The organism is Rhodococcus opacus B4 (assembly GCF_000010805.1).
Taxonomy (GTDB): domain Bacteria; phylum Actinomycetota; class Actinomycetes; order Mycobacteriales; family Mycobacteriaceae; genus Rhodococcus_F; species Rhodococcus_F opacus_C.
Window position 1 is genome coordinate 6,300,656 of the sequence record NC_012522.1, and the last position, 17,899, is coordinate 6,318,554.

The window sequence follows — 17,899 nt, forward strand, 5'->3', positions numbered from 1 at the left end:
TCGAATGGCTACTGCAGTTCAGTCCGTCGAAGCAACGTGTCTCACGTCGCGGCCGGCGGCGGAGGCATATCTGGGTGGTGTGTGCTTCAAGCTGGGGCCACCGCAGCTGATCGGCGCGGAATTGGAGTGGCTCACCGCGCAACTGCCGGAATACCTGCGTCCCGACCTCGCCGCTCTCGCCGAAGCTCTCGGCCCCCACACTCCCCGAACCATCGATCCCGCTTCCCCCGCTCGGCTCCTTCCCGGCGGCAGCGCCGTCACCGTCGAACCCGGCGGACAGATCGAACTGTCCAGCGCTCCATATCACTCCGCACGCGAATTGTGCGACTATCTCGCCGCCGATCAGGCGGTTCTCGCGAAATTGTTGTCGTCCCGCTCGATCCTCATGTCTGCCGAAGCCGCAGACACACGCAGGCCCGCCCAGCGACTCCTCCAGTCGCCGCGATACTGCGCCATGGAATCCCGCTTCACCGGGATCGGGCCCTTCGGGAAGCTCATGATGTGCAACACCGCCGCCACCCAGATCAGCGTGGACGCCGGAGCCGATCCGGTTGCGGTGGAGACGCGGTGGCACCTACTCCATGCGGTCGGACCCGCATTGATCGCGGCCTTCGCGTGTTCACCGCGGCTCTACGGGGTACCCGACGGGCAGTGGGCGTCGCAGCGGATGCGGACGTGGCTCGAACTCGATTCGCCGCGCACCACCGGAACCCCGCACAGCGCGGACTACGCGGCGTGGGTGCTGGACGTGCCGCTCCTGTGCATCCGCAACGACGGACCGGACTGGACGGCACCCGACGGCGCGACTTTCGCGGACTGGGCCGAGGGGGCATTGGACGACATGATCGGGCGCCCGACGTCCGCCGACCTCGACTATCACCTCACCACCCTGTTTCCGCCCGTTCGCGCCGCCGGGCATCTCGAGGTGCGCTACCTCGACGCGCAACCGGGCGACCAGTGGCGGGTCCCGATCGCGGCGATCGACGCACTGCTGTCGGGGCCGGGAGCCATGGCCGAGGCGCTCGCCGCGGCACTGCCCACCGCGGAACGCTGGCGGGACGCGGCCGAGTTCGGCCTGGCCGACCTCGAACTACGCGCTGCGGCAACAGCTCTGCTGTCGCTGGCGGCGGCGTACTCGCCCGACCCCGAATTCGTCCGACTGCTCGATGCCGCCGCCGAACGATGTTGCCGGGGCCAGGCCCCGAGCGAGGAACGCTGATGGGTACCCGCGAGAAGATCGAGACGGTGCTGACCCGGGCACGGGAGCGCACCGCCGGCTTGACGGACTGTGTCGACGGGGACGACCTCGTCGCGCAGCATTCGCCTCTGATGAGCCCGCTCGTGTGGGATCTCGCGCACATCGGCAATCAGGAAGAATTGTGGCTCGTGCGGGACGTCGGCGGCCGTGAACCCGTTCGCCGCGACATCGACGAGTTGTACGACGCGTTCAAACACTCGAGGAACTCCCGGCCGTCGCTGCCGCTGCTGAACCCGGACGAGGCCAGGGAATACGTACGCACCGTTCGAGACAAGGCGTGGGACGTCCTCGACCGCAGCACGTTTCGGGGCCGCCCGCTCGAGGCGCACGGATTCGCGTTCGGCATGATCGCGCAACACGAGCAGCAGCACGCCGAGACGATGCTCGCCACCCATCAATTGCGTTCCGGTGCGGCGGTGTTGACCGCCGAGAGCGCGCCCCGTGTCGACGGGGCGATCGCCGAGGACGAAGTGGTCGTTCCCTCCGGCGAATTCACGATGGGAACGTCGGACGATCCGTGGGCGCTCGACAACGAGAGGTCCGCACATGCGGTGTACGTTCCGGCCTTCGTGATCGACGCCGTCCCCGTCACCAACGCCCGCTACCTCGAGTTCGTCGACGACGGTGGTTACGCGCGCCCCGAGTTGTGGAGCGAGCGGGGATGGGCACATCGCCTCGACGCAGGCCTGGAAGCACCCCAGTTCTGGGAGAACGACGGCTGCGGAACCTGGTGGCGTCGCAGGTTCGGGGTCACTGAGCCGATACATCCCCGGGAACCGGTGGTGCACGTCTGCTTCTTCGAAGCCGAGGCGTTCGCGCGCTGGGCGGGCAAGAGGCTGCCGACGGAAGCCGAATGGGAGAAGGCGGCGCGGTGGGATCCGTTCACCGGCGCCTCACGCCGATTCCCCTGGGGCGACGATGAACCCGACGCGTCGCTGGCCAACCTCGGGCAGCGTCACCTCGGACCCGCGGTGGTCGGGGCATATCCGTCGGGGGCGTCCCCGCTCGGCGTGCATCAGCTGATCGGCGACGTGTGGGAGTGGACGTCGTCGCCCTTCGAGCCCTATCCCGGTTTCTCGGCGTTCCCGTACCGCGAGTACTCGGAGGTGTTCTACGGCGGCGACTACCGCGTGCTGCGCGGCGGTTCGTTCGGCACCGATCCAGTGGCCTGCCGGGGGACGTTCCGCAACTGGGACCACCCGATCCGCAGGCAGATCTTCGCCGGATTCCGCTGTGCCCGGGACCTTCCGGGGGACGACCGCTGAGATGTGCCGACACCTGGGCTATCTGGGACCGGAACGATCAGTGGGCGACCTCGTCGGTTGCGGCGAGAACTCACTGCTGCGCCAGTCGTATGCACCGCGCGACATGAGGGGCGGCGGAACCATCAACGCCGACGGGTTCGGCGTCGGATGGTGGGGCGCGGACGGATTCTCCCGCTACCGCAGCGCTGCGCCGCTCTGGTCGGATCCCGTCGTACGAGAGACGTTGCCGAACATCCGCTCCCACGCCGTGGTGGCCGCCACCCGGTCGGCGACGGTCGGTATGCCGGTGCAGCACACGGCCTGCGCACCGTTCGCCGACGACACGTGGGCCTTCAGCCACAACGGGGTGGTGCGCGGCTGGCCCGAGTCGCTCGCCGGGCTCGCCGCGGAACTGCCCGTGAGCGATCTGCTGCAACTCGAGGCGCCGACCGATTCGGCCGCGCTGTGGCTGCTCCTGCGCCGGGCGCTCGGCGAGCAGGACCCCGAGAAGGCGATGAGTTCGCTCGTCCAGTCCGTCGTCGCGGCGGCCCCGAACTCGCGCCTGAATCTGCTGCTGGGCAACGGCACGGAACTGTGGGCCACCACCTGGCATCACTCGCTGTCGGTGCTCGTCGACGACGAACGGGCCATCGTGATGTCCGAACCCTACGACGACGACCCCGCATGGCAATCGATTCCGGACCGGCACTTCGTCAGCGCACGCGCCGGACACCTGATCGTCACCCCGCTCGAGATGGGAGCACGATGACCACCACACCGACCCTCGAGGTGTACCTGCAGCCCGAACAGCTGAAGGCCGCACTCCGCAAGGACGCCACCGTCGGGCTCACGTCGAACCCGAAGTGGCTGCCGCCCAAATACTTCTACGACGCCCGCGGCAGCGAGCTGTTCGAGCAGATCACCGCGTTGCCCGAATACTTCCCGACGCGGACGGAACGGGAACTGCTGCGACGCTTTTCGGGCGAGTTCGCCGAGGTCGCGGCGCCGGAGATTCTCGTGGAACTCGGATCCGGGTCCTCGGAGAAGACCCGGCTGCTGCTCCACGCCGGCACCCGACGCGGAACCCTCCACACGTATGTGCCGCAGGACGTGTCGGTGTCCGCGCTCGAGGGTGCGGCGGAGCAGATCGGCACGGAGTTCCCGAATCTGACGGTGCGCGGCGTCGTCAGCGACTTCACCGAGTCGCTGCACCACCTTCCGCGCGGTGGTCGCCGCACGATCGCGTTCCTCGGGGGCACGCTCGGGAACATGGTGCCCGCGGAGCGCGCGGAGTTCCTCTCCGGGATCTCCGACGTGCTCGAACCCGGCGAGCATCTCCTCCTCGGTGTCGGGCTGGTCGTCGATCCCGCCGTTCTCGTCCCCGCGTACGACGACGCCGCCGGGGTGACGGCCCAGTTCAATCGCAATGTGCTGCAAGTACTCAACTCGCAGCTCGATGCGGATTTCCCGGTGGACGAGTTCCGGCACGTCGCGCTGTGGGACGCCGGCAACGAGTGGATCGAGATGCGGCTCGAGGCGGAGCGTGCGATGTCGATTCGCATCGGGGAGCTGGATCTGGACGTCGAGTTCGCCGCGGGGGAGCAGCTGAGGACGGAGATCTCCGCCAAGTTCACCCTCGACGGTGTCCGGCGGGAGTTGGCGGAGGCCGGATTCGGCGTCGACCGCGTCTGGACCGACCCCGACGAGCGCTTCGCGCTGGTGTGCGCCGCGCGGAGGTGACCGACAAGATCAACTTCGGGCGTCGGCGCGCTTATAGTTGCCGCGTAGCGCGTCAACGACCCGAGGAGAACTTGTGCGTCCACCGAAGCTCGCTGTCCTCGCTCTCGCCACCACCGCCGTGATCGGTCTCCCCGCCGCGCAGGCATCCGCTCAGCCGCTGTCCTTTCCGTTCGACACGGGAAGCCTCGGCTCGGGCAGCGACGGCCCGGGAGTGCCCACGGAAGACACCCTTCCGGCGCTGACGGTCACGCCTGTCCTCGACGGACTCGACCATCCGTGGGACGCAGTGCAGGCTCCGGACGGCGCGGTTCTCACCGGTCAGCGCTCGGGCGGGTTCTTCGTCCGGCGTGCAGACGGAAGTACCGGACCGGTCACCGCCGATCTCGCGGACCTCTACGCACAGTCCGAGACCGGGCTGATGGGAATCGCACTCGCGAGCGACTTCGCGCAGTCCCGCACCCTGTACACCTGCCAGGGCTTCCAGGGTGGCGGTGTCACCGACATCCGAATTCAGTCGTGGACCGTCGACGCCGGATGGACGGCGCTGACCCGCGGCGACGCAATCCTGACCGGGATCCCCGTCAACGAAGGACGTCACGGCGGCTGCCGGATCCTGGTGGCCGCCGACGGCACCCTGTTCGTCGGCACCGGCGACACGGCGCAGCCGACCGTGTCGCAGGACCCGAACTCGCTGGGCGGCAAGACTCTCCACATCAACGCCGACGGCACTCCCGCTGCCGGAAATCCGGACCCGGCGAGCCCCGTGTACACCCTCGGGCACCGGAACGCGCAGGGTCTCGCACAGCAGCCGGGAACGGGCCGCATCTACGCCGTCGATCAGGGAACGTCACGGGACGACGAGGTGAACCTCCTGGTCGCCGGCGGCAACTACGGATACAAGCCCGACCGGATTCCCGGCATCTACGACGAAACAGTGCCCATGACGGACCCGGTGCGGGTGCCCGGAGCCGTTGCCGCGGCATGGAGTTCGGGCAGCAGTACCCTGGCGACCGGAAGCGGCGCGTTCGTGACCGGCGCCGGATGGGGACCGTGGGACGGCGCCCTCGTCATGGGCGGACTCAAGTCGCAGCAACTGATCTTCCTCCGCCTGTCCGCGGACGGGCAGACGGTGACGGCTCAGACGTTCGGCCTGCAGAACCAGTACGGCCGCCTCCGGTCCGTCACCCCGACCGCCGACGGCTCGCTGCTCGTCACCACGGACAACGGTTCCACCGACCAGGTGCTGCGGGTCACGCCTCAGGGCTGACCCGCATCCCTCAGAACCAGGCGAGGGTCCGGCACGGTCCGCCGGACCCTCCCGCGTGCGTGGGGGCGCCGACCATCACGGTGGCCCCGGACGGGGGGAGTCGCGACAGGTTCGCGAGTGCCTCCACCGCGTACTTCCCGGCACCGAGCGCCGCGAGGTGCGCTCCGTACACGGTGCTCCGTCCCGCGTCGATGCTGAGGGTGTCCGATCCCAGCGCGACGATGTCGCGTTCGCGGACGAGGAACTCCACGGCGTCCGGATCGAATCCGGGGGTGTGCTGCACACCCGCGACGTCCTGGTTGGTGAACGTCGCGGGCTGCGCGGCGCGGACATCCCAGCCGGAGTTCATCGCCACCAGGCAGCGGTCGGGGAGCGGCCCGTGATCGGATTCCCAGTCGAGGATGTCCTGCCGGGTGAGAAGTGTGTCGCTGTCGTCGCGCGCCCGGCCCGAGATGTCCACGACGGCGAGAGGAACCACCAGGTCGTGGGGTGGAATCTGTTCGACGGTGAGGCCGTTCACGCTCGCGTGCGCCGGGGCGTCGACGTGAGTGCCGGTGTGCTCGTCGTACCGGAGTTCGTTCTTGTAGAACATGCTGGGAGTGCCGATCCCGACGGAACCGAACGGGGCCGGGGCGTCACCGATCCGCGCCACCGCCCGCATCGCGAACCGCTGGGCGCCGGGCCACACCGGAAAGTTCGGTGTGAGCGTGTGAGTGAGATCGACGAGCGCTGCCCCCGGCGCCGGGGCAGCGGTTGCCTTCGCCGGTGCGACCGTCGCCCCCAGGGCCGCCGCGCCGAGGGCGCCGAACAACGACCGTCGGCCGATCGGGGCGCCGCGACTCTCGATGGTTCCGTAGACATGAGTCATGATGCGGGGCGAGCACATACGCAGCTCCTTCGCCGGCCGGTCGCGGTTCGCTACATCATAGGGCCCGCCGCGCCGCTCTCGCCTCGGACGAACGGGACGCTCGTTGCGTCAGATCGAACGAGCGTCCCTTTGGTTCAGTGGGAGAGCTGCTTCCGGATGTCCTCGGCCGCACGCATTCCGGAGGAGATGGCCCCGTCGATGTAGCCGTTCCAGACGCTCGCGGTCTCCGAACCGGCCCAATGGATACGGTCTGTGGGCGCACGCCAGCCGTTGCGGCCGTGTGCGAACCAGGTGCCGGGGGTGGGGCTGGCCGCGTATCCGCCTCGCACCCAGGGGGCCTGGGGCCAGATCTTCTCGGTGTAGTCGATCGGGGACGCGGCGCGGTCGCCGAACAGTTCGACCAGGGTGTCGATGATTGCTGCCTGGCGGTCGCTGTCGGAGAGCGCCGACCAGGACCGCTGGCGGTCACCGTAGACGAAGCACACGAGCACACCGGTCCCGGCGTCTTCGGGCGAGTTGTCGAACACGACTCCGACGTGGCGGTCACCGTAGATCGTGGCCTGGCCGGACAGTCCGTCGGCACGCCAGAACGGGGTGTCGAAGACCGCATGAACTTTCGCCACGTCGCCCATCGGGCTGCGTTCGACCCATCGTGTCCGCGAAACCGGCAGCGGGGGATCGAAGGTGACACCTCGGGTGGCCGACGGCGGAAGCGCCATGACGACCGAATCGGCGAGCACCGTCCCCCGGGTCGTCTCGATCCGGACGCCGTCGGGCGTCTGCTCGATGTGGCGCACGGCCGTGTCCAGGTGGACCCGATCGCCGAGATGGCCGGCGACGGCCAGCGCCGTGGACTGCGCGCCGTCCCGGAATCGGCGCTCCTGCGCGCAACCCTCGGTTTCCATCAGCTGGTCGAATCCGCCCGCCGACGCGACGTAGAACAGCAGGTGGAACAGCGACAGATCGCGGGGTTCGATCGACCACACGCCCTCGACCGCGAGTGCGAGGCGGCGCCGGGCGTCTTCGTTCGCCACGGTCCGGTCGAAGTACGAGTGGACGGTTTCGCTGTCCCACAGCTCGAGGTGAGGCGTGGCCGTGGGGTCGTCGAGGTCGATGGTTCTCGCGAGTTCATCGATGCGATCTGCGGCGGCGAGATATTCCGTCATGCCGGGGCCGCCGTCGGGACCCGCGCCGGTGTAGGGCCGTCGTGTGCCGTCGGGCCACAGTTCGATGTGCTCGCCCGTGTTGTACGTGGGGAAGGTGGGGCAACCGAAGCGGTCGGCGAGAGCGAGCAGATGCTTCTGGGTGGGACCGACCCATTGCCCGCCGTGGTCGACGACGACACCGTCGCGCCGCCGCTCGGAACATACTCTGCCGCCGACCCGGGTGGAACCCTCGAGGACCACGATGTCGATCCCGTCGTCGTGCAGCGCGAGGGCGGCGGACAGTCCGGCGTACCCCGCACCGACCACGGCGGTATTTATGCGGGCCGGGAGCGTGGGCAGGTGTTCCTTCGTTTGCTTCATGACCAGCATCCTGTTCTTGATTGGCTCGCCAGTCAATACTCAATTCTCGTTTGCTGCGCCGGAATTCGAGGGTTGACACGGTGTGAGCCGTGCCACAGACTCATTATAACTGGCCCGCCAATCAGAAATGAGGATCGCGTGGACGACGCATTCGAACAGGAACTCGAGAGGCGACTACTCCTACTGGAATCCCCCGACGGAGGCGGGATGATCCTGCCCGACCTCCCGTGGCGCGACGTCGCGGTGGCGATCGCCGGGATCGTTTTCACGATCACCGTCCTACTCTGGTGGGGGTACTGATGCTGGAGGGGCAGCGGCAGGACCGCAGCACATCCGTGGGAAGTGCCGGCGGCACGGACGCCACACTCAACGAACTGCCGCTGGTGCCGGGGGAACGGATCTGGGGCTTCTGGGACTACTCGGCGGTGAACATCGGGTTGGCGGTCGCCACCTGGGCATTTCTGCAGGGCGCCGCCGTGGCGTACTACGTCGGTGCGGTACAGGCGATCGCGAGCATCGTCATCGGCTACGCGATCAGTGTCTTCCTCGTGTCCCTCGCACCGTGCCTGCCGTCGGCGAAGTATGGGATCGAGCAGTTCGTCGGACTGCGAAGTGTGTTCGGCAGCAACGGCGCCCGCATCGTGATGGTCGTGATGTCCACGCTCTTTGCGGCGGCCTGGTCGGCTGTGCTGGCCATCATGTTCGGGCACGGCCTGGTGACCGTCATCGACAACGTCTTCGGGGTCGAGGTCTCCCGGACCGGTGCGGCGGTGAGCGTGCTGGGGCTGGTGGCGGTGGCCATGTCGTGGCTCGTCCTGGCCCGGGGGCCGGTGTCGGTGGAGTCCGTGTGCCGGGTGATCGCGCCCGTCCTCGTGGTGATCATCGTCGGGGTCCTCGTCATGGTGTTCACCAAGCGGTCCTGGTCCGAACTGGCGAGCCTGCCACCGCTCGACCCGGAAACCGATCCGCACACCAGCTTCATGGTCGCGATCGAACTGAACATCGCCGGCGGGTTCGCGTGGTGGCCGAACGTCGGAAATCTCGCCCGGCTCACCCGCAGCCCACGTGCGGCCTTCTGGCCGAACTGGCTCGGACTGTTCGCCGCGTCCGTGGCCGCGGCGGTGGTCGGTGTCTTCGCCGCGCTGGCCCTGAACATCGAGGATCCGACGGAGTGGATGATCCCCCTCGCTGGAGTGGTACTGGGCGTCCTGGCCCTGATCGTCATCGGATTCGCCAACGTCACCGCCATCCTCTCCCAGGGCTACGCGTCGATGGTGGCGCTCAAGGGCGGTGGCGGGAAGCTTCTGCGCGGCACTCCTTGGCCGGTGCTGGTGGCGTTCATCCTCGGACCGGCGGCGATCCTCGTCTTCTTCCCCTCGGCCGTCTACGACAACTACGGCCGATTCCTGTCCTGGGGCGCGATTCTCGTGGCACCGCTGTGCGCCGTCCAGATCGTCGACTTCTTCCTGCTGCGCCGGGGTGTGTTGCGGATTCGCGACCTCTACCTGCCCAGTGCGCGCTCCTGCTACGGCTACTGGCGCGGTGTGAACGCCTTCGCCTTCGTCTCCGTGGCGGCCGGCGCGGCGACGTACGCCCTGCTGCTCAATCCCGTCACCTACATTCCCTCCGCGGTCTTTCCCTACACCACCGCATCGATTCCGGCGTTCCTCGTCGCGGGCACGCTCCACTTCGTGCTGACCAGGACATTCGTGCAGCCGCTCGGCCTCGGCGGTTACGACAACCGGTCCGCCGCCGACCGCGGAAGGTGAGAGGTATGACGTCGCAGCACTTCCCGCACCTGTTCTCGCCCTTGCGCATCGGAACCGCGACGCTCGCCCGCCGCGAGCTACTTCGCGGAGCGCTTGGCGGTGGTCGACGCGACCCGGTGCCGGTCGACGGTGATGGCGTCGATGAAGTCGTCGCACACCGCCCGCATCCGGGTCGGTGTCATGAGGGTGGAGCCGGTGAGCACCTGGATGGCGAGGCCGTCGAGAAGACCGAGGAGCATGTCGGTGGCGGCCCCGGGATCGTTCACCCGGAGAGCGCCCTGCGCCACACCGGCCTCGACGGTTTCCCGGACCACCCCGCGCCATTCCCCGTAGACGGTGTCGTTCAGCTCCTGCAATTCGACGTTGCCGAGGGCGGACGCCCACAGTTCCACCCACACTCGCCAGGCCGTGATCGTTTCCGGCCCGGCGGGAAGGTAGGACTCCACCAGCCGGTGGAGTCGCACGAGCGGGACGTCGCTCTTCTCCATGATCCATCGGCGCCGTTCCAGCGAGTGCTCGAAGTTGAACTGGAACGCTGCATGCAGCAGCGCATCCTTGGACTCGAAGTAGTAGTGGATCGTCCCGTTGCTCACCCCGGCCCGTGCCGCGACGTCGGCGATCCGGACCGCGCGGAAGCCGAGTTCGGCGATGGCCTCACACGTCGCCTGCAGGATCTGTTCTCGACGTTCCGCTTCAACGCTGGGGCGTGGCATCGCGCTCTCAACTCCTTGGATGTGACGGCTCGTCTACAGAAACCGTAGTCGAGGGTGCGGCCGAACCAGCGTAGCCGTCACATCTGCTGCGTTGCCCTGCTGTTCTCCCGGATGTGCAGGAGGGTCGGGCGATCGGCGTCGAACGCCGCGGTGATCGCCTCCGTCAGCTCTGCCGGCGACTCCACGGCTCGCCCGTGACAACCCATCGCCCGCGCCACGGCGGGGAAGTCGATGCCGCCGAGCGTCACGGAGTGGACGGTGTCGCCGCGGTCCGCCATCTCGTTGCGGATCTCCCCGTAGCCGCCGTTGTCGACGACGACGATCGGCAGTGGCAATCGGAGCTGCGCGGCGGTCGCGAGCTCGGGCAGCGTGAACATCACCCCGCCGTCGCCGAGGATCGCCAGCACCCGCGCGTCCGGGTCGGCGACGGAGGCGCCGACGGCCGCGGGCAGACCGTATCCCAGCGTCCCCTGTCCGGTCGGGTAGAGGAACCCGCCGGGGCGGTGCACCGTGAGGTTCGACAGCGCACCGTAGTAGCAGGCCATGGTGCTGTCACCGGCGATCACCGTGGATTCGTCGACGACGGGTGCGATCGCGGCCATCATGTCCAGCCACGGAGCTCCTTCGGCCGCGGCGTCGGCGCGCAGATCGCGACGGAGTCCGGCGGCCCGCTCGTGGGCATCGGGATCCTCGCGCATCTTCGCGACGTCGAGTAGCTGCGACACGGTCGCGGCGGCATCCCCGAGCAGGCGAATCGCGGGATCCGCGTTCGTGGTCATCGAGGTCGGGTCGACGTCGATGCGAATCAGCTTGCGGTCCAGATCGACCGGGCCGAACCAGAAATCGGAGGGCGCGAACTCCGTGCCGATCGCGACGACGCAGTCGGCGGACTCGAGCGCCGCACGCACGGACGGGTGGTGGACCCCGGCCCCGACCGACAGCGGATGGTCCTCGTCGAGAACGCCCTTGCCGTTGGTCGTCGTGAGGACCGGCGCAGACAGACGTTCGGCGAGCGCACGGACCTGCGAAGCGGCCGACCGGGCACCGCCGCCGACGATCAGCACGGGTGCCGTCGAATCGGCGAGGAACCGGGCGGCCTCGGTGACCGCCTGCAACGGCGCGGCGAGCGGAGCCGCCTCGATCGGCGCCGTGATCACCGCGTCCCCTTCCGCGTCGAGGATGTCCACGGGAATCTCGATGTGCACCGGTCGCGGTCTGCCCGAGTTCATGGCGGCGAAGGCGTAGGCGATCGCCCGGGGAATCTCGGCGACGCTCGTCACCCGGTGGCTGTACGCGACGATCGCCTCGAGCGCGGCCTGCTGATTCTTCACCTCGTGCAGGTAGCCGTTTCCGCGGCCGGGGTGGGTGAGTGGCAGGGCCGGCGAGAGGAACAGAACGGGGACCGAGTCCGACCACGCCTGCGCCGCCGCGGCGGCCGCGTTGAGGATGGCGGGACCGGTGGTGGTCAGGCAGACGCCCGGTTTGCCTGTCACCCGGGCATAAGCGTCCGCGGCGTAGCCGGCGCCCTGCTCGTGCCGGGTGAGGACGGAGCGGATCGGCGAATCGGTCAAGGCGGCGTAGACGGGCAGGTTGTGGGTGCCGGGTATTCCGAAGATCGTGTCGACTCCGTGTGCGGCGAGGGCCGCGACGAGTGCCTGGCCGCCGTTCTGGCTTGTCATCAATGCCCTCCCAGTGGGCTGTGCGGTATTCGTGGTCGGATGCCGAACGGGTGTGGGGCGGAGCAGTGCCCTGCCCCACACCCGCGCCTGTCAGTCCAGGTTTCGGGAAATGACGAGCTTCATGATGTCGGACGTGCCTTCCTCGATCTCCTCCAGTTTGACGTCGCGCATCCACTGCTCGACGGGGTACTCGCGGGAATACCCCCACCCGCCGAGCGTCTGCACGGCCGCGTGGGTGACGAACATGGCGGTCTCGGACGCGGTCAACTTGGCCATGGCGGCAATGCCGCGAGCGTTCCCGCCGCTGTCTATGATGCGGGCGGCGTGGTGGACGAGCAGCCGGGCCGATTCGATCCTCGTCGCCATGTCGGCGAGCCGGAATGCGACCGCCTGATGTTCGATGATCGGCACGCCGAACTGCTTCCGCGACTTGGCGTAGTCGAGGGCGTACTCGTAGGCGGCGCGGGCGGCGCCGACCGCGGCCGCCCCGAGCACCACACGGGAGATGTCGAACGTGCCCATCAGCCCGTAGAAGCCCTGGCCTTCCGCGCCGAGACGATTCTCCTCGGGGACGAACACGTTGTCGAAGAAGATCTCACGGCACACGATGGCGCGCTGTCCCATCTTCTTCATCGGCTCACCGAACGTCATTCCCTCGGCGCCCTTCTCGATCAGGAACGCCGACACGCCACCGGACCGCTGCGTGCGGTCGGTCTTCGCGAACACGACGTAGAACTGGGCGGCGCCGGCGTTGGAGATCCACGCCTTCTGCCCGTTGATCCGGTAGCCGCCGTCGACGCATGCGGCCGTCGTGACGATCGACGCCGCGTCCGAGCCGGATCCCGGTTCGGTGGTGGCCAGTGAGGTCATCGGCGCGTTCGGTCCGGTGAGCGGTCCGAGCCACTGCTTCTTCTGTTCCTGCGTGCCGAGCACCATGATCGGGTCGGAGAAGAAGCCGTTGGAGCACACGAGGTTTCCGATGCCGGGGTCGCCCCAGCAGAGCTCCTCCTGCACCAGGCACTGGGTGAACACGTCGCCCATGCCGCCTCCGCCGAACTCCTCGGGGATCATGAAGTCGGTGATGCCCACCGCGGCTGCCTTGGCGAAGATGTCGACCGGGGTGACGACATCCGCCTCGTCGACCTCCCGTCCGCGGGGCCGGATCTCCTTCTGGGCGAAGTCACGGCACAGCTCGATGATCTGCTTCTGCTCGTCGGTCAGGGGCCAGGCAGGGATGTTGGTGGTGGTCATATCCAGATTCCTTCGCTTCCAATACGGTTGTGTCGGTGGGACTGTGGAGTGGGGTGCGGCGGGTCAGCGCTGCACGGACGTCAGCTCGGTGAACTCCTCGACGCCCGCCCGGCCGAGCTCCCGGCCGAGCCCGGAGGATTTCCAGCCGCCGAACGGTGCCTCGGGGTTGAACGCGGCGCCGTTGATGTCGACCTGACCGGTGTCCATCCGGGCCGCGACGCCGAGCGCCCGCTCCGGGTCGGCCGACCACACGGCCCCGCCGAGCCCGTACTCGCTGTCGTTGGCGAGCCGGACCGCGTCCTCGTCGCCGTCGTGCGGGAGGACGACCAGCACCGGTCCGAAGACCTCCTCACGCACGATCGGGTCGTGCGGTCCGACATCGGCGATCACGGTCGGTCGCAGGTAGTGGCCGCGCCCGAGGCCTGCCGGACGACCCGTGCCGCCCGCTGCCAGTCGGGCGCCGCCGGCGATCGCGGCGTCGACGGTCTCGGCGATCGATCGTCGCTGCGCGGCGGAGATCACCGGGCCGAGTTGCGTTGCGCGGTCCCGGGGATCGCCCACTCGCAGTGTGTCGGCGTGATCGGCGGCGAGCGCGACGGACTCCTCGTACCAGTCGCGCGGCACGAGGAGCCGGGTCCACGCGCTGCACGTCTGACCGGAATTGAGCATCGCGGCGTCGACGGTCGCGGTGACCGCCCCCGCCAGAGGGGCATCGTCCAGCACCACGCTCGCCGACTTGCCGCCGAGTTCGAGACACGCGCGCTTCAGCGACTCCGCGGCCGCGTGGGCGACGCCCCGGCCCACTGCGGTGGAACCGGTGAAGGACACCACGTCGACGCCGGGATGTCCGGCGAGTGCCGCCCCGACCGTTCGACCGCTGCCGGGCACCACGTTCAGGACGCCCGGGGGAAGTCCTGCGGCGAGGGCGGCATCGGCGAACAGGTAGGTGGACAGCGGCGTCAGCTCGGCGGGCTTCACCACCGTGGTGCATCCCGCCGCGAGAGCAGCCCCCACCTTGGCCGCGAGCTGGTAGAAGGGGTAGTTCCACGGCGTGATGCAGGCGACGACCCCCGCGGGTCGCCGTAGCAGCAGCGAATGACCCAGCTGTTCCCGGAAGGGAAGGTCGCGGGCCAGCCGGGCATACGACTCGAGGATCTCGATGCCGAGGTCGATGTGTGCGTCCTCGGCCACGGTGACCGGGGCTCCCACCTCCGCGACCGTGGTGTCGACGAGCAGTTGCCTCCTGGCCCGCAGCTCGGCGCAGAGGTTCTCGAGGGTCGCGGCTCGGAGCTCGGGAGTACTTGCACCCCAGGTGGTTCCGGCGGAGCGTGCCGCCGCGACCGCCGCCTCGACGTGGGTAAGGCCGGCCGAGGCGGACCTGCCGATCACGGCTTCGGTGGCCGGGTCGTGCACGTCCGTGCCGTCCGGGACGGGAATCCAGTCGCCGCCGACGAGGATCGAATCGCGGTCCCACGCGGTGTGCATCGTGGTGGTCATCGCGCCGCCGCTCGCGAATCCGTGTACACGGACTTGCCGAGCCACTGGCCGCCGTCCGTGACGAGGACCTCCCCGGTGACGTATCCGGACCGGTCGCTCAGTAGGAAGGCGGCGGATTCCGCGACCTCTTCCGGCGTCGTGAAGCGGGCCGCGGGAACGCTGGACAGCACCCGGGCGCGATCCTGTTCGGTGGGCCACAGGGCGGCACCGGCACCTTCGGTCTCGGTCGGACCGGGTGCGATGCAGTTGATCCGGACACCGCGACCACCCCATTCCACGGCCAGGGTGCGCGTCATCGCGACGACCCCCGCCTTGGCCGCGGCGCTGTGCACGGTGCCGGGATGACCGTGCCAGGCGTAGCTGGCGATGGTGTTGAGGACGGTGCCGCGGCCGGCGGCGAGCATGTGGCGGCCGGCCGCGCGGGTGCAGTAGAAGGTGCCGTTGAGAACGATGTCCACGACGGCCCTCCACCCGCCCGGCGAGAGATCCTCGCTGGGCACCACGAAGTTGCCGGCGGCATTGTTGACGAGCGCGTCGAGGCGTCCGTGGCGATCGGCCACCCCGTCGATCGCGACGTCCACGGCGTCGGCGTCCCGGACGTCGCAGACCACCGCTTCGGCCTTCCCTCCGGCGCGTTCGGCCAACCGGACGGTGTCCTCCAGCGCGTTCTGTCTGCGACCGAGGACGACGACGGTTCCGCCCGCTGCCGCCCACCGCACCGCGACGGCGCGTCCGATACCGGATCCGCCACCCGTCATGACGGCGACGCGGTCCTGGAACTCGTCGGTCGTGTCCGGGACGAGGGCGGGGGAGTGGGTCTGGGTCATCGCATTCTTCTCCTTGCAGTCGAGGGGTGCGGTCTCACGGGGCGGGGGACGGATCGGCGGCCACGACGAGCGCGTCGACCGTGAGCGCTCCGCCCGGGGCGACACGGACGGGGTTCAGTTCGACCTCGGCGATGTCGGGCCGTTCCGAGATCAACCGGGACACGGCGGTGATCACCTCGACGAGGCCGTCGACGGACACGGCGGGGCGTCCCCGCCACCCGCGGAGAAGCGGCATGCAGCGCAGGCGTTCGAGCATCGCGAGGGCAGCGCCGGGGTCGACGGGCGCGGCTTCGAGGGTGATGTCCTGGAGTACCTCGGTTTCGGTGCCACCGGCCCCCACCACGATCACGGGACCGAGGTCGGGATCGCGGCGTCCGCCGACGAGGATCTCCACGACGTCCTGCCGGGTGTCCTGCTCCTCCAGCACATATTCGCCGTCGCCGAGCCGGGCGTGCATGTCGTGGAAGGTGCGCAGCAACCGTTCGGGGCCGTCGATGCCGACCACGACCCCGCCCGATTCACTCTTGTGCTCGAGCCAGCTCGCCTTCAGGACGAAGGGTGCCCGTAGACGACCCGCCAGTTCGCTTGCCTCCTCGGCGGTGCGTACGACTCCGCCCTCGGGGAAGGTGACGCCCAGTGCGGTGAGAAGCTCACGCGCAGGCCAGTATCCGGTCCCGAGACGGCCATGCGGAACAGGTTCGGAGGGAGGGGCGTTCGATGGGCGCGGCGGGCGCAGACGGGACAGCCCGGACAGCGCGCGGACGGCGGAATCGATCGTGTCGTACACGGGAACGCCGTGCTGCCACAACGCCTGTGCGGTACTCGATTCCGGAGCCATGGTGTGGACCACGACGGGTTTGCCGGTCTCGGCGGACATCCGTCCGATCCGTTCGGCCACGGCTGCTTCACGCTCGGCGAGGGAGGGGGCGTCCCGTGCGTAGCATCCGAAGTATCCGGTCAGCACCACCGCGTCCGACTCGTCGGCGCGGAGAAGTTCTTCGACGACGCTTGCATAGCTTCCCAGATCCTGCTCCCCGGCCCCGGCGAGGTCGACGGGGTTGCTGCTCGCGGCACCCGGCGGAAGCTGCGCGGCAACGGTTTCGGTGAGGGTCGGCGAGAGGTCGGGAACGGTGAGTGCGCTCGCGCTCGTCACGTCCGCGGCGATCGCGCACTGACCGCCGCTGTCGCCCACGATGGCGACACGGTTGCCTGCGGGAACGGTGGTGGAGAGGAAGGCGCGGGCCACGGTGATCAACTCGTCCGGGGTGTGCACCCGGAGCACGCCGGCGGCGCGGCAGGCGGCGTCCACGACATCGGTGGCGGACGTGAGCGACCCGGTGTGGGAACGGGCGAGGCGAGTGCTCGCCGCGCTGGCGCCCACTGTCAGCAGTAGCGTCGGCCGTCCGGTGTCCCGGAGGGCGCGCAGGGTCCGGAACAGTGATTCACCGTCGCTGAAGCTTTCGAGGTACAGGGCGATCACCCGGGTCGGATCGTGGTTGCCGAGGTCGGCGAGCAGTTCGGCGGCGGTGACGTCGGACTGGTTGCCGATCGAGACGAACCGGGAGACCCCCACTCCGTGCCGGGCGCCGAGTGTCGCGAGTTCGGAGCCGAGTTGCCCGCTCTGCGACACGATGGCGAGCGGACCGGGAGTGAACCGCCCCCACGCCAGCGAGAGGTCGGTGGCGCTGTCGTAGATGCCGAGGCTGTTGGTGCCGACGAGTCGTGCTCCGGCACTGCGGATCCGGGCCGCGAGATCGGCTTCGGCGGGAATACCGGATGTGATGCCGAGGAATCCGCGAACGCCGAGTGCGAGTGCCTCGTCCACCACGTCCGAGACGAACGGCGCGGGCACGCACAATGCGACGAGGTCCGGGACCTCGGGGAGTGCGGACAGGCTGGGATGGCATCGGTGGCCGAGGAGGGTGTCGGTTCTCCTGTTGACCAGATGGACCCGGCGGCGATGCGTGCCGGTGAGGGCGCCGCTCGCCAGCCAGTAGCCCCACTTCGCGGGGTCTGCGGAGGCGCCGACGACGGCTACGGCCGCGGGGTCGGAGAACACGCTCAGTTGTGCGACGGACTCGGCCACCACAGTGGTCATAGGGGACTCTCCTCGATCTCGCGTCGATCGGAAAATAGATAACTGGCGCATCAGTCAATTTAGATTGTGGCGGCACTCACGGTGGCTGTCAACCCGGTCCTCGGTGCCGGCTCACCCTTGACATCGGGTGTGATCGCCCTCACGATGATTCATAACTGGCCC

The 17,899-nt window shown here is 68.9% G+C and carries 15 protein-coding genes; 7 read left to right on the top strand and 8 right to left on the bottom strand.

Features of this window, described 5'->3' with window-relative positions; genetic code table 11:
• Positions 1-4 precede the first annotated feature (4 nt).
• The 5 genes from egtA (at position 5) to ROP_RS28640 (ending at position 5,509) form a co-directional block, all read left to right on the top strand.
• A complete protein-coding gene (gene egtA / locus ROP_RS28620; protein WP_015889510.1) occupies positions 5-1,219 on the top strand; it encodes an ergothioneine biosynthesis glutamate--cysteine ligase EgtA in 1,215 nt (404 codons plus the stop codon).
• Positions 1,219-2,523 (top strand): ergothioneine biosynthesis protein EgtB, encoded by a 1,305-nt coding sequence (gene egtB / locus ROP_RS28625; protein WP_015889511.1) that lies wholly within the window; start codon positions 1,219-1,221, stop codon positions 2,521-2,523. The genes egtA and egtB overlap by 1 nt, the downstream gene beginning before the upstream one ends.
• A 1-nt stretch (position 2,524) precedes the next feature.
• Positions 2,525-3,271 carry an ergothioneine biosynthesis protein EgtC gene (gene egtC, locus ROP_RS28630; protein WP_015889512.1) on the top strand — a complete coding sequence of 249 codons (747 nt, stop codon included), beginning with the start codon at positions 2,525-2,527 and terminating at the stop codon, positions 3,269-3,271.
• Positions 3,268-4,242 (top strand): L-histidine N(alpha)-methyltransferase, encoded by a 975-nt coding sequence (gene egtD, locus ROP_RS28635; protein ID WP_015889513.1) that lies wholly within the window; start codon positions 3,268-3,270, stop codon positions 4,240-4,242. Before egtC ends, egtD begins: the two co-directional genes overlap by 4 nt.
• A gap of 73 nt (positions 4,243-4,315) precedes the next feature.
• On the top strand, positions 4,316-5,509 hold the full coding sequence (locus ROP_RS28640) for a PQQ-dependent sugar dehydrogenase (protein WP_015889514.1): 1,194 nt from the start codon (positions 4,316-4,318) through the stop codon (positions 5,507-5,509).
• A 10-nt stretch (positions 5,510-5,519) separates the two neighbouring features.
• Here ROP_RS28640 and ROP_RS28645 read toward each other — a convergent pair whose 3' ends face one another.
• Positions 5,520-6,395, bottom strand: coding sequence for a cyclase family protein (locus ROP_RS28645; RefSeq protein ID WP_015889515.1), 876 nt, complete (start codon positions 6,393-6,395; stop codon positions 5,520-5,522).
• Between the two features lie 116 nt (positions 6,396-6,511).
• Positions 6,512-7,912, bottom strand: a complete 1,401-nt coding sequence (locus ROP_RS28650; protein WP_015889516.1) for a flavin monoamine oxidase family protein — start codon at positions 7,910-7,912, stop codon at positions 6,512-6,514.
• 129 nt (positions 7,913-8,041) lie between these two features.
• Here ROP_RS28650 and ROP_RS43600 point away from each other — a divergent pair, with 129 nt between their 5' ends.
• Positions 8,042-8,203: a hypothetical protein gene (locus ROP_RS43600; protein ID WP_043825489.1), complete on the top strand. Its 162-nt coding sequence runs from the start codon at positions 8,042-8,044 to the stop codon at positions 8,201-8,203.
• A complete protein-coding gene (locus ROP_RS28660; protein ID WP_043825492.1) occupies positions 8,203-9,672 on the top strand; it encodes a cytosine permease in 1,470 nt (489 codons plus the stop codon). The genes ROP_RS43600 and ROP_RS28660 overlap by 1 nt, the downstream gene beginning before the upstream one ends.
• Before the next feature lie 77 nt (positions 9,673-9,749).
• Here the strand turns inward: ROP_RS28660 and ROP_RS28665 are convergent, their stop codons facing one another.
• The 6 genes from ROP_RS28665 to ROP_RS28690 form a co-directional block, all read right to left on the bottom strand.
• Positions 9,750-10,385, bottom strand: a complete 636-nt coding sequence (locus tag ROP_RS28665) for a TetR/AcrR family transcriptional regulator (protein ID WP_015889518.1) — start codon at positions 10,383-10,385, stop codon at positions 9,750-9,752.
• Between the two features lie 77 nt (positions 10,386-10,462).
• The gene (locus ROP_RS28670) at positions 10,463-12,064 is read right to left on the bottom strand and encodes a thiamine pyrophosphate-binding protein (RefSeq protein WP_015889519.1); all 1,602 of its coding nucleotides are present in this window, start codon (positions 12,062-12,064) and stop codon (positions 10,463-10,465) included.
• A 90-nt stretch (positions 12,065-12,154) separates the two neighbouring features.
• Positions 12,155-13,315, bottom strand: coding sequence for an acyl-CoA dehydrogenase family protein (locus ROP_RS28675; RefSeq protein WP_015889520.1), 1,161 nt, complete (start codon positions 13,313-13,315; stop codon positions 12,155-12,157).
• Positions 13,316-13,378: 63 nt separating this feature from the next.
• Complete coding sequence (locus ROP_RS28680) at positions 13,379-14,812, bottom strand: aldehyde dehydrogenase family protein (RefSeq protein ID WP_015889521.1); 1,434 nt, start codon at positions 14,810-14,812, stop codon at positions 13,379-13,381.
• Positions 14,809-15,639 (bottom strand): SDR family oxidoreductase, encoded by an 831-nt coding sequence (locus tag ROP_RS28685; RefSeq protein WP_015889522.1) that lies wholly within the window; start codon positions 15,637-15,639, stop codon positions 14,809-14,811. Before ROP_RS28685 ends, ROP_RS28680 begins: the two co-directional genes overlap by 4 nt.
• Positions 15,640-15,673: 34 nt before the next feature.
• Positions 15,674-17,737: an acetate--CoA ligase family protein gene (locus ROP_RS28690; RefSeq protein WP_015889523.1), complete on the bottom strand. Its 2,064-nt coding sequence runs from the start codon at positions 17,735-17,737 to the stop codon at positions 15,674-15,676.
• Positions 17,738-17,899: the final 162 nt, after the last annotated feature.